Origin of the sequence: Nostoc sp. DedQUE09, assembly GCF_034530915.1 — a bacterium.
Lineage (GTDB): Bacteria > Cyanobacteriota > Cyanobacteriia > Cyanobacteriales > Nostocaceae > Nostoc.
In genome coordinates this window covers 45,048-57,493 of the sequence record NZ_JAVRCE010000019.1, presented here as the reverse complement: position 1 = coordinate 57,493, position 12,446 = coordinate 45,048, and the positions used below count along the sequence as shown (strand labels likewise).

Below are 12,446 nucleotides of genomic sequence, written 5' to 3'. Positions count from 1 at the left end.
TTCCAGTCGGATAAGTCGGATAAGTCGGATAAGAGTAAACAAGCTAATGGAACCGTATTGTGATTCATCTCATGATGCTTGTCCACAAAAAAATAATCAAAGAGAATTGCTTATGTCCTTCAGAATTTTGGCTTTAGACGGTGGCGGTATTCGTGGAGTTGTTGCAGCACGAATACTTCAACAAGTAGAACAAGAAATTAGAAATCAGGGAAAAGGAGAGTTTTTACACGAATATTTTGACATGGTTGCTGGTACTTCTACTGGTTCGATATTAGCAGGAGGGATTGCTATGGGAAAGGAAAGTGATGAACTCATTAAAATGTATAAAAATAGAGGTAAAGATATATTCCCTCTGGAGATAAAAGAACGCTACAAAAACTTTCCGTCCATCATCAAATCAATTATTAATGTATTTTCTCCATCTAAATATTCTCATGATGGAATTACTAGCGTACTCAAAGATGCCTATCAATCCACAAGAATCAAGGATATCGAAAAACCCATTCTTTTGATTCTTGCTTACGATACGCTATATCGCAACACAACCTTTTTTACAAATTGTCATCCTGATTTAGGAGACAGATGGTACGATGACTGTTATTTATGGGAAATATGTACCGCCTCTGCCTCAGCGCCTACTTTTTTTCCACCATATAAATTAGAACCTGTAGATAAACAAAAATTTGGTGACTGGGAATTCCCACACATTGATGGAGGAGTTTCTGCTAACAACCCTGCTCTTGCAGCTTTGAGTCTATTGATGAGGATCGGTCAGTCTTCAGTATCTCCAACAATCAAGCAAAAATATAAACTAGATAATTTGCAATTGGAAGATATTTCTATTCTTTCTATTGGCACAGGTCAAACTGGTGAACCATATCAATATAAGCAAATCAGTAAATGGAGAGGTTTAGACTGGATCAAAAATCTTACTAACATCTTTATGGAACCTACATCTGAGATTGATAGTACGATTTGCCGACAGATCATGGGTGGATATGAGTCTAAACGTTACTTACGTCTTCAGTTTGACTTAAATGAGACATTTAAACCCAAGCCAAAAGAAACTTATAAAGATCCTCGCATTGTATTACCTCCAGAAGATCGGAAAAATAAATTTACAGGGCAAAAAGTCACTGAAGAAATAGATGATACTAATTCTGAGACTATTCAGCAGTTAATAGATACTACCTCTGCATTTATTGAGCAAGGTCTTACGTACTATACCAGAGACGATTCTGGTTCTCCGATAAAAAAGGCGATCGCGTCTTTTATTAAAGATAACTAGCGAACTGTGTCATTATTTACAATAGTCTACAATTGGTTGGGGTTTGAATACCCATCCAATTGATCCCTACGCCCTGTTCAATACTTTTTCTGGCACGTTCCATCAACTTAGATAATCAAGGGGCGATGCCCTTCGACAGGCTCAGGGTAAGACCTACGGCGGTAAACTACGCACGTAAGCTCTAGCAAGAACTGCCTTCTTTTATAAATTCTATAAATTGTATTTAATTTACTAATTAAAATTTGTTTTTCTGATAAAGTTTAGTAAAGTCAAGCTATACCTCTTCTTTGTACTACTACTATCACATCGTAATAATACCTAAGTTTTTTAATTAAAAATTAACGAGGAGAAGATATAAAAAATCTTTTAGCAACAAAATAGAATGTGTAATCCAATACATTTTTCTCAGCCCTGTTTTGTGTTGTTGCCGCAGTATTTACCGAATGTTTTCCATGAGAACTGAGGCAGAGAAAATTATATGTTTTTAGACATTTTAGCTAGCCTGCAACGGTTATTTGTTGGTTATATTCCAGCCGCTGTATTGGGTAGTTTTATCGGATATTTCATCGGGATAAATAGTATGGTTTATCAGCTATTTCGGCTGATATTTCAGATACCTCATAGTATCCCTCCTATCGCTTTGCTACCTATTGCTCTCATCGCGTTTCAAGAGAGCGACTCGGCTGCTATTGTAGTAGTTTTTCTGGGAACTCTCTGGACAATGATTATTAATACAGCAATAGGGATGCGGCATTTCAGGAGACAGAATAATAACTTTCGAGTAGCTATTTTTCATATATTTCATGCCTTGAAAGTTAGCATTTGGGTAGCCTGGTTTATCGTTATTGCCACAGAAATGTTAACAGGCCCAAGAGGACTTGGCTTTACCCTCTGGGATGCTTATAAAGCTGGCAATACTGATTACATAATCCAGGAAATATTATACATCGGTATTATTGGCTTTTTGCTGGATCAGTTACTAGATTTTGCAGCCTATATTCTCTCGCAAATGGTTTCAGATGGGAAAAAATCTTCTTAAACTTTATCTAGGCTTGCGGATTGCACCCTGCCAACGAATAGTTTGCTTGGCAGAACGTATTCCTAAAGAACGAGTTGCTACGACTTCAATATCAACGTTGACACCAGGGCGTAAAGCGTCGTCAGGAATTTTGAGCTTGCCCAAAGCTAGAGTAAAACGGTTGTAGTCACGAGTCACAAGTTCGGTGGGAATATCCCCTTCAAATTCAGTTTTGTAGCCAGAAAAACCGTGCAAGCTATCTTGGGCGCGGAATTTCACGCGAAATTGAGTATTAATAGCATCAGACTTGGCTGCCAAATCGACTATTTTTAAGTTGAGATTTTGTCCGGCATCGGCAAACTCTGCTACAGCTAACCGGGTGACATCTTTTTTGGGAATGGCATGGTTAACGGTAAATGTTGTCAAGTTAGCCTCACTTTTGCTGTTACCTTCAACCCATAATTCTTCAGAAAAAGTAATTTCTACTTGTTTGTTATCAGTTAAATTTAGTGTTACGGCTTGATTGCCAAAGCTGGTAATGGGTTGTCTTTCTTGCCAAACTATTTGAAAAGCCTCTTCTAGACGCTGTTCAAACTCAAGGTAATCATCGGCGATCGCAGAACCAGGCGCAAGTAGAGAAGCTGCGCCTATGCGTTGATTCCACTTATTCTTCGAGAGGTGGAACTGTTTGTTTATCAGTTCCGAAATTGCTAGCTGCACAGTTGGAGTATCAGCTGCCAAAGGTTCCTTGCTATTGACAATACTCAAAGTTCCTAAGCGCCCTTGGCTACCATCGCTACCATCGCTGCCATCTCGCCCATCGCTACCATCGCTACATCGATAAACCTTGTCAGTACACTTATAATCAGGGCTACCAGGAGTTCCCTCGCAGGTTTTTACTTCCCATCTCCGTCTGTGACAGTTACAGCCCTCCGTACCGTCACCGCCTCTACCACCGCGCCCGCCTTCGCCACCAGTTGCCCGAACAGAAATATTCCGTAAGTCTGCCAAATTGCTGTAATACACTGTGAGGGAACCACCATTTCCCCCATCTCCTCCCTTGCCACCATCACCGCCACTACCACCGTCTGGTGCATTTATGTCATGGCTAACGCGATTGCGTCGGGAACTACAGTCAGGTTGATAACCATGTTCACCGTCTTCCCCGTCTTCACCATCTTTACCCGACAAGTCAAGATTTACAGGTGAACCATTGACAAAAATATTTTGGTTTTCACCGCTGCTACCATCTCTACCCGATCGCCCATCGGTTCCTGCGCGTCCATCTCTGCCATAATCTCTGGCTAATTTATAGTATTTGTCAGAGACAATGGTTGGACATAAAACTGAACCAGAGGCAGGCAAAAAGCTTGTAAATAAGCAGAATGTCAACAGTAGTGGCAGCTTACTCCTAAAACCATTGTGCATCTATTTACACCTAAAACTTTAGTTGAATTATCTACTCCTGACGCTGACTTTCAACAATTTGCTCCCTCTTGTCCAGTGAGATCGTGTTTGGTTAAAGACTTATCATTAAGACCGCAGAGGGGCAGAGGGGCAGAGGAGCAGAGGGCAATTGTCCCAAAGCGATCGCTCATAAGAGTAACTAACAACTTGGGTTAAACTTGTGCATCCTAAAGCGAAGTAGTGAGTGTCCAAGTGTGACACACTTATGAAAAAGGATTAGCTTCTGTCACCACTTCTGGCAGTGGGATAAACTCTGTTTCATCTGGCACGCTAGCAAAACGAGAGTCGCGCCAATCAGCTTTAGCTTGCTCTATTCGCTCTGGTCGGCTAGAGACAAAATTCCACCATTTGTAGCGTGTACCTAACGGCTCACCGCCAATAACAACACATCGAGCATCACCTATAGCAGAAACCTCAACCCGATCGCCTGGCTCTAGAATAGCGAGACGATATTGCTCCATCGGTTGATCGTTAATCCTCAATCCCTGCGTGACACTGTATACTGCCCTTTGTGAATAATCTGTAGGGATAGTGAAGTGGGTGTTGGCAGACAACACTGCATCTAAATAGAGAATAGGTGAGAGGACTTTTACAGGTGAGGTATAGCCAAATGCTTGCCCAGCAATAAGTTTGATGATAACGCCATTCTCTTCCCAAGTGGGAAGGATTTCAGCCGGATAGTGAATGAACGCTGGCTCGGTTTCTTCGTGTTCAACAGGCAGGGCAACCCAGGTTTGAATGCCATGAATAGTAGTTTCTTGGTAACGGTCAAAGTCAGGTGAGCGTTCTGAATGGACAATCCCCTTTCCCGCTATCATCCAGTTGACTGCACCTGGTTGGATTTCCTGCACAGTACCCAAACTATCGCGATGCATCAAAGCACCATCAAATAAATAAGTTACCGTTGCCAGATTGATATGAGGATGCGGTCGGACATCAATGCCTTGATTGGGGGGCATAACGGACGGGCCAAGATGATCGAAAAAGATAAACGGCCCAACCGTTTGGCGATTAGGATATGGCAAACTGCGGCGGGCAGAAAAACCACCCAGATTTTTAACTTCGGGTTCAATCAGTTGAAGAATTGCCATAAATAATCGCAGGTGATTAGTAAATGCTGTAATTATTATAAGTATATTTACTTGCAAATAAGCTAATCTTGATGAGTTATCTGTTTGTTTTGGAGAGTTGATGCCAATGCGATCGCCTGTTCTTTGATAGTTTTTTACTATTAGAAGTATTGTTTGCAAACCAGAGAGTCTTTTGACAAGTGCGATCGCTCACGTTTAACTTTCTTAAACTTCTGATTAGATTTCAGTTTCCTACTGTTGAGGAAATTGATTGCAACCAATTAGCTCAATTACTATCAGATTCTGCAAAGCCTCGTCCATTAGTGCTAGATGCACGAAGTCAAGCTGAGTATGCAGTTAGTCATATCGAAACAGCAGTACGCATAGATCCTCTCACAGAGGACTTAGCAGCAGTTGCAATTTTCCAAGATAGACCAATTGTTGTGTACTGTGCTGTTGGCTATCGGAGTGCAAAATTAGCCCAAAAACTTGATGAAGCCGGGATTAAGTGCATTTATAACTTGAGTGGTGGGATTTTTCAGTGGGCAAACGAAGACAGGCCGATTTTTCAAAATGGTCATCCGACAAAGGTTGTACATCCTTACAATGCAATCTGGGGAAAACTGCTAAAAACTACTTACCATGCTCAGGAGTGTTGACCTTTGGACTAAGAGCTTGTCAACATTAAGCAAGTAGAATAAAAGCAACGATAAAACTACTTATACTGCATGTCTCAAGTTTCGATTGTCATTCCTACTTTAAACGAAGCAGTTAGCTTAGGGCGTACATTAGCCCAATTGACTTTACTTAATCCGCCTGCTTTTGAAGTGATAGTAGTAGATGGTGGCAGTGATGATGAGACAGTGGCAGTTGCAAAGCAATGCTTTGGGTCATTCAATCAGTCGCTATGCGTACAAGTTCTCTCATCTGAACAGCGTGGGCGTTCTATTCAGATGAATTACGGAGCATCGGTTGCAACTGGAGATATTCTTTGCTTTCTTCATGCAGATACTTGGGTGCCGGATGACTTAATCACCGTAATAGAGCAAACCCTAGCAGAGTCAACCATTGCCTGTGGGGGGTTCATTTCTCTGATGAGTGGATCTCAAACGACTCGCTGGGGCATCTCTCTACATAATTATTTAAAAACCTACTATGCACCACTGCTATTTAAACCTCACCTGTTTTTTCGAGGATTGCGCCTGTTGTTCGGAGATCAGGTAATGTTTTGTCGTCGCACTGACTTTTGGGATTGCAATGGATTTGATGAGGCATTACCGATTATGGAGGATGGAGATCTATGCCTGAAATTGGTTAAAAAAGGACGTATTTATCTGGTGAACCGCATTGTTCACTCTTCAGATCGCCGCGTCGCAAAATGGGGTAGCTGGAGAGCAAACGCAATCTACCTTTATATCGGTTTTTTGTGGGGGATTGGCGTTGATGCAAATTATCTCAAACAATTTTATCAAGATATTCGCTGATTCAGGCTCCAGTCATAGTAGAGATAGGAAATCGGCGTTGAGGCATTTATTGGCAGGTCTGTTTCTAGGTAGGAGCGGATATATTCTGGAATAGAGGATTTGACCTTAAGAAAATCTTGACGATACCATTTAAAGATTTTGCTACAGTAGAGCGTTTTACTATCTGAGTCATAACGAACTTTTTCAGGATTGTTTATGAAGCGACGGGTATCTTCATCTAACTGCTGAGTAACTTGTTGAGGAAAATAAGCTCCAGCACGCAGTAACGGGCAACCAACCGAAGCGCAGACAATTGCAAAATGAATTTGTGGCTCCTGTAATTGATTCCGCAGAATCTGGTTCTCTATTTGGGCTAAACTATAATGTTCGTCAAATATATAATAAGCAGGACGTTGGAAAAACCACAAAAAAGCCAACCAGTTGGGAATGCCTAAGATTCGCGGACGAATTGACTCAAGCGGGTATCTTTCTAAAATTGTCGAAATGGTGAACGCATTGTAAAGGTTGATCCACAATGCCAATTGCTCAGAAGTGTTGCTATTAGATGTAAAAGCCAGATTTTTTTGACTCGACAACCAATCTGCGATCGCTTGAGGTTGCTCAGTTTTCCAAGCAATATAGTTTACACGACCCTGTTGATCGACATACTGACGCAACAACCTGTCCCAAGGTTCAAAATCTATCATTATTGCTGTGTTTATATGTTGGCTGTAGCTAAAAGAATTCTTTGCTTTCGCGATCGCAACGTACAGTTGAATTTGTACAAGTATTTATTTAACGAATTATAACAATACTATCTTTGGCAACTTAAAATCAGCGATACACTGAGGAAAATTCCTTGAGGAAACGTTGATGGCACGGTCAAACGGGGTTACAAGTGAAACGTCTGTAGAGGAATTGCCTACAGCTTCAGACAAAGATACGATCGCAATTGAAAATCCACCTGAGCCAGTGGAGGATGCCCAGGATATTGATGACATATTGAACTCACTAAAAACCTTACTGAGTTCTTTAGAAAAGCTCCAAAAAGTCCGGCAGGAAGTGGGCGATATAAAACCTTTAATTGGGCGGATGCTTGATGGCGAACTAGTTGCTGGCGAAGAACTGGAGCAACTCAAGACAGGTGTGAGCAGTCTTTCTCGCCTTGTTCGTGCTTATAATGACCATCAAGTAGCGTTAGCTAAAGCACAATCTGCTAGAGACTTGTTAGATCAAGTGCTGAAAGAGCGTAAAGCTAATTGAGTTGGGATTGGGGATTGGGCACAAGAGGCAGAGGGGAAAGAGGTAATTTTTTATTCTCCCCCTTTCGCCCTGCTCCCTAGTGTCCAATTTAACAAGCGATCGCACTCCTAATTCTCTCAGAAGTGCGATCGCTATAACTGAAGGAATTCTCCAAGCTTGTAAATGTGAAGTCGCTACATATCTAAATCTGTGGTTTCATTTGAAGGATATCAAATTTTGCAAGATATCTATTTATGATGAATGTTGCACCTGCCATTGTAATACTGGGTCAAAATAGCGTGACGGTAGCACGCAAAATAATCAGCGTCTTACCAGGGGCAACACTATACGGTTTAGAGGGTCGCACATCGGAAGTTGATGTCAGCTTTACAAATTTTGGCGAGACGCTCCGCGAGTTATTTATGCAGGGAAGGCCGCTGATTGGCATTTGTGCCGCCGGCATTTTAATTAGGACGTTAGCTCCGGTAATCTCAGATAAACGACAGGAACCACCAGTGCTAGCTGTGGCTGAAGATGGTAGCGCTGTTGTCCCTCTTTTGGGTGGACTTGGTGGAGTAAACGATTTGGCTCGTCGCATTGCCGAAGCGCTGGATGTTAAACCTGCAATTACGACGACAGGCGATTTACGTTTGGGTACAACGCTGTTATCTCCTCCCCCTGGATACCATTTAGCAAACCCAGATGATGCGAAGAAATTTATCTCAGATGTGCTAGCTGGGGCGCAAGTTAAGCTCGAAGGAATAGCGCCTTGGTTGAGTGATAGTAAATTACCGATAGATCCCAAGGGAGATTTGACCATCCAAGTTACAGAACGTTTGGTGACTCCTACAGCCAACTGCCTTGTCTACCACCCAGCAACGATCGCGATCGCAATTAGTGGCATCATTGATGATGCAGTCGCTTTAGTACAACAGCTACTAGCTGATGCCAAACTAGAAAAAGCATCAGTCGCCGGGATATTTGCGCCCATTACCGCCGCCGCCGATCCCGCAATCCACGCGGTAGCTAGCGCCTTAAAAGTGCCCACCCGCTTTTTTACCCCAAATCAGTTAGAAAGTCTACTTTCACAAGGTTATAGCCCCGCCCAAGCCGCAGCGATCGCCGCCACAGGCACATCTCCCATTACTGCTTCAACTCCCCATATTGCGATCGCTATTGCCCCTCAAGTAATTGACCCCAACACCATCGGTCAACCACGCGGACGGTTAGCAATTATTGGCACGGGTCCCGGTGGTTCGCTGTGGATGTCTCCAGAAGTGAAGGAGATACTCAAGTCGGCAACTGATCTGGTGGGTTATAAAACTTATTTAGATTTAGTTGGTTCTCTGGCTGATGGCAAGCAACGGCATGAATCTGACAACCGCGAAGAAGAAGCACGAGCAAAGATAGCCCTTGATTTGGCTGCATCTGGGCGATATGTAGCTGTAGTTTCATCTGGCGATCCCGGCATCTATGCAATGGCAGCAGCGGTTTTTGAGGTATGCGATCGCTATGCTAAACCAGAATGGGACAGTATCGACATTCATGTGGCCCCAGGCATCTCTGCAATGCAGGCAGCAGCAGCAGCCATTGGTGCGCCCCTTGGGCATGACTTCTGTGCTATTTCTCTCTCTGATATCTTGAAACCTTGGTCTGCGATCGAGCAACGAATTGCTGCTGCTGCTGAGGCTGATTTTGTCATTGCTTTCTACAATCCTGTTTCCAAAGAGCGTACTTGGCAACTGGCAGAAGCGAGAAATATTTTGCTACGATATCGAACACCAGATACACCGGTAGTATTGGCCCGGAATCTCGGTCGGTCAGGACAAACGGTAAGAGCGATCGCACTTGACCAGTTAACGCCAGCAAGCGCTGATATGCGGACAATTATTATTGTTGGTTCCACAAAAACCCGAACTATCAAGCGCCGCGATGGTAATATCTGGGTTTATACGCCGCGTCGCTATAGCGAATAGTAGGCACAATCGGCGCTGTCACCGGAGAGCAAAAAAGGCAAGATAAGCACTTTTTTAAATCCACTTTTCTAAGCGATCGCATAATCAAACCCCAGGATTAGAACTTTCTTTCTGGGGATAAAGTAATTCTGTCTATTAAGATAGTTTAAATAAAAAATCCCAGTAGAAATCTGTAGACTAAATGATCTCTATCATCTACTCCGAAAAATTTCTTCAACATGAAACAGGGTATATGCACCCTGAGCAGCCAGAACGACTAACTGCAATTGTAGATAGGTTAAGAAGCTCAACAGTAGCAGATCAAATTCAATGGTTAAATCCTGACACTTCTAGAAATGTAATCAAAGAGATTGAACGGGTTCATTCCACCAAATACATTGAGCAAGTTCGCTCCTATTCTGCAAGAGGTTGGGGTTGTTTTGAGTCAACACAGATTTCTCCTCAAAGCTTTGAAGTTGCCTGCCTTGCTGTGAATGCTTGGTTGGATGGGGTTGATACTGTTTTGCAGGTGGGAAAACCGAGCTTTGTTCTGGCCAGACCACCCGGACACCACGCACTTAAAGATGAAGGGATGGGATTTTGCATTTTCTGCAATGCCGCGATCGCTGCCCTTTATGCTATGGAAATAGGAGAAATCAAGCGAGTTGGAATTCTGGACTGGGATGTACATCACGGTAACGGAACACAAGCAGCCGTAGAAAATGTGCCCAACATTGCTTTTTGTTCAATTCATCAATCACCAGGCTATCCACACACAGGAAAATCTGACGAACATGGCAAATTTAACAACGTATTGAATCTTCCAATAGCTCCAGCTAGTTCAATACAAGACTACTGTAAGTTATTTGAACAGAGGGTTATACCCTTTTTCAAAGATTTCCATCCAGATATATTGATTGTGAGTGCAGGATATGATGCAAACGAGGTAGATATGCTTTCTAAAATCAATTTACAGCCTCATGATTACGCCATTTTGACTGATTATTGCTTAGAGATTACACCGCGAATTGTTTTTGGTCTAGAGGGAGGTTATGAACTAGAAAGTCTCTCTGTCTCTGTCCTTGAGACAGTCAAGCAGTGTTTAAAACTTTTCCTTTGAGACGTATAAAAATTGCGTGCATCCCAGTTTTTATTTCGCGTCTAGAGAATAAAATCTTAATCCCCGTAGAATGCATGGTTTGACAATTAGTACTTTTACTCCATTCAAAAAAGTAGAATGCTCCCTTACAGTTGTGCTACCATACAACTCGTGTATGTCCTTAATTTAAACAAAAATACCAATATGTCTCACCTACCTACTATGTAAATAAGTAAGTAAAAATAATTTATGATTACGCTGTGAAAAATAAATTATTATCAAACAGAATCCATCTGTCAAAAGTCATAATTAATTCTAAATTATGTACTACTAGCGAATGAATCATCAGGTCTAAAAACCTCACAAAACAAGAAACATTGGTGCTGCAACAATTCAGTACTTGGTCTAAATCCCCAATTCATAACCAAGTTCCTTCTCTACGAAAGGCTTTACCAACCAGTCCGCAAGTGTCTTGATTCTGACTTTTGAATTCTTCGTTCAACAAATTTTCATTGGAATTTTCACATTTTAATCTAAGCATGTAGTGATTAGTCAGGAGTTTAGTTTCATGAATCCTAAAGTCTCTGTAATTATCCCTGCTTACAATACTGAAGTTTATATTAAGAAGGCAATAGAGTCAGTCTTAAATCAAACACTCACTGAGCTTGAAGTTATCGTTGTCGATGATGGTTCAACTGATAAAACTGTAGAAGTTGCAAAGAGTTTTACCGATCAACGTCTCAAAGTGATAGTTAATCCACAAAACCTTGGGGTTTCTGCTGCGCGTAATCTTGCTATCAGAGCAGCCCAAGGAGAATGGATTGCTGTTCTTGATTCAGATGACTGGTATGCTCATGAAAGATTAGAAAAGCTTGTGTTGCTAGCAGAACAAGCAAATGCAGATATGATTGCAGATGATGTTTATTTTATCAAAGATGGTGCAACATCTCCTTGGAGTACATTGATTCAAGAAAGTGGAGAACATATAGATAAAATTCTCCAAATTGATATCGTTTATTTCGTAGAGACTGATGTCTATGGCAAAACAGGGCTGCATCTTGGTTTAAGTAAGCCTATGTTCAAACGAGAATTTTTGGTTAAACACAGCATCGAGTATGATGAAACCCTAACCATAGCTGAGGATTTTTGGCTTGACATGAAATGCTTAATTAATGGCGCTCGCTTTTTTCTAGTGCCAGAACCCTATTATTTCTACCGTTCACGCTCTTTTTCTCTTGTACGTGAAAGCCCATTGAAACGTCTAAATCAATATTGCATAGCTACTTATTCTTTCATGCAGCAAAAAGTTGTGAAAAAAAATCTAGCTTTAATACGTGCTTTGTCTTCTAATCTTACAGTTTACAACAGAACTTTAGCTTACTATCAAGTTTCATTCTCTATCAAAGAAGGAAAATGGTTATTAGCATTGAGAGAACTCACGAAAAATCCGAGCTTTTTTTATGATTTTATTTCTAAATTTAACAATATTATCAAACGCCGATTTCAATACTATGTAATGGGTAATAAATTAGTTTTTGAAATGCCTTATAATATCCAGAGAAAAGGAAGAAAACCAATGCATCCCAGTTTCTATTCTCCCAGCAATAATAAATAAGACCAAAAGATTGTTACATAAATATAAATATGAGATAAGGGAGTAATTGGAAAACCCTGTGACTGGAAAGGTTATAAAGCTGTACGTCTTCACAACTTGGTTGCGATCGCAGCCTCATTCTAAGAGGATGTTTGAAAAGTCATGATTGATGTATCAAATATTTTTTACCCCACCCTAACCCTCCCCTTATAAAGGGGAGGGAACCGGATTTTATTGTTTTCCCCCTTTA

General features: G+C 41.5%; 11 protein-coding genes. 8 read left to right on the top strand and 3 right to left on the bottom strand.

Annotation, left to right across the window (positions count from 1 at the left end):
* Positions 1 to 46: 46 nt before the first annotated feature.
* Together RMY27_RS14775 and RMY27_RS14770 are read left to right on the top strand one after the other, a co-directional pair.
* Positions 47 to 1,288 carry a patatin-like phospholipase family protein gene (locus tag RMY27_RS14775; protein WP_322664371.1) on the top strand — a complete coding sequence of 414 codons (1,242 nt, stop codon included), beginning with the start codon at positions 47 to 49 and terminating at the stop codon, positions 1,286 to 1,288.
* Positions 1,289 to 1,766: 478 nt separating this feature from the next.
* Positions 1,767 to 2,327, top strand: a complete 561-nt coding sequence (locus tag RMY27_RS14770) for a nitrate transporter (RefSeq protein ID WP_322664369.1) — start codon at positions 1,767 to 1,769, stop codon at positions 2,325 to 2,327.
* A gap of 3 nt (positions 2,328 to 2,330) precedes the next feature.
* On the opposite strand, the gene RMY27_RS14765 is transcribed toward RMY27_RS14770, so the two are convergent.
* Both RMY27_RS14765 and RMY27_RS14760 read right to left on the bottom strand, forming a co-directional pair.
* Entirely contained in the window at positions 2,331 to 3,734 is a 1,404-nt protein-coding gene (locus RMY27_RS14765) for a collagen-like protein (RefSeq protein WP_322664367.1), read from the bottom strand.
* A 242-nt stretch (positions 3,735 to 3,976) separates the two neighbouring features.
* Positions 3,977 to 4,864: a pirin family protein gene (locus tag RMY27_RS14760; protein ID WP_322664434.1), complete on the bottom strand. Its 888-nt coding sequence runs from the start codon at positions 4,862 to 4,864 to the stop codon at positions 3,977 to 3,979.
* Positions 4,865 to 5,043: 179 nt separating this feature from the next.
* On the opposite strand from RMY27_RS14760, the gene RMY27_RS14755 reads away from it, so the two are divergent.
* Both RMY27_RS14755 and RMY27_RS14750 read left to right on the top strand, forming a co-directional pair.
* Positions 5,044 to 5,502 carry a rhodanese-like domain-containing protein gene (locus tag RMY27_RS14755; protein ID WP_322664365.1) on the top strand — a complete coding sequence of 153 codons (459 nt, stop codon included), beginning with the start codon at positions 5,044 to 5,046 and terminating at the stop codon, positions 5,500 to 5,502.
* A gap of 69 nt (positions 5,503 to 5,571) precedes the next feature.
* Entirely contained in the window at positions 5,572 to 6,327 is a 756-nt protein-coding gene (locus tag RMY27_RS14750) for a TIGR04283 family arsenosugar biosynthesis glycosyltransferase (RefSeq protein ID WP_322664363.1), read from the top strand.
* On the opposite strand, the gene RMY27_RS14745 is transcribed toward RMY27_RS14750, so the two are convergent.
* The gene (locus RMY27_RS14745; protein WP_322664361.1) at positions 6,312 to 7,013 is read right to left on the bottom strand and encodes a DUF547 domain-containing protein; all 702 of its coding nucleotides are present in this window, start codon (positions 7,011 to 7,013) and stop codon (positions 6,312 to 6,314) included. The two genes, RMY27_RS14750 and RMY27_RS14745, sit on opposite strands and share 16 nt — an antisense overlap.
* A gap of 166 nt (positions 7,014 to 7,179) precedes the next feature.
* Between RMY27_RS14745 and RMY27_RS14740 the strand changes: the two genes are divergently transcribed.
* The 4 genes from RMY27_RS14740 (at position 7,180) to RMY27_RS14725 (ending at position 12,217) form a co-directional block, all read left to right on the top strand.
* Entirely contained in the window at positions 7,180 to 7,569 is a 390-nt protein-coding gene (locus tag RMY27_RS14740) for a hypothetical protein (protein ID WP_322664358.1), read from the top strand.
* A gap of 233 nt (positions 7,570 to 7,802) precedes the next feature.
* Positions 7,803 to 9,524, top strand: coding sequence for a precorrin-3B C(17)-methyltransferase (gene cobJ, locus RMY27_RS14735; RefSeq protein ID WP_322664355.1), 1,722 nt, complete (start codon positions 7,803 to 7,805; stop codon positions 9,522 to 9,524).
* Between the two features lie 232 nt (positions 9,525 to 9,756).
* Positions 9,757 to 10,623, top strand: coding sequence for a histone deacetylase (locus RMY27_RS14730; RefSeq protein ID WP_322664354.1), 867 nt, complete (start codon positions 9,757 to 9,759; stop codon positions 10,621 to 10,623).
* Positions 10,624 to 11,170: 547 nt separating this feature from the next.
* Entirely contained in the window at positions 11,171 to 12,217 is a 1,047-nt protein-coding gene (locus tag RMY27_RS14725) for a glycosyltransferase family 2 protein (protein WP_322664352.1), read from the top strand.
* Positions 12,218 to 12,446 lie beyond the last annotated feature (229 nt).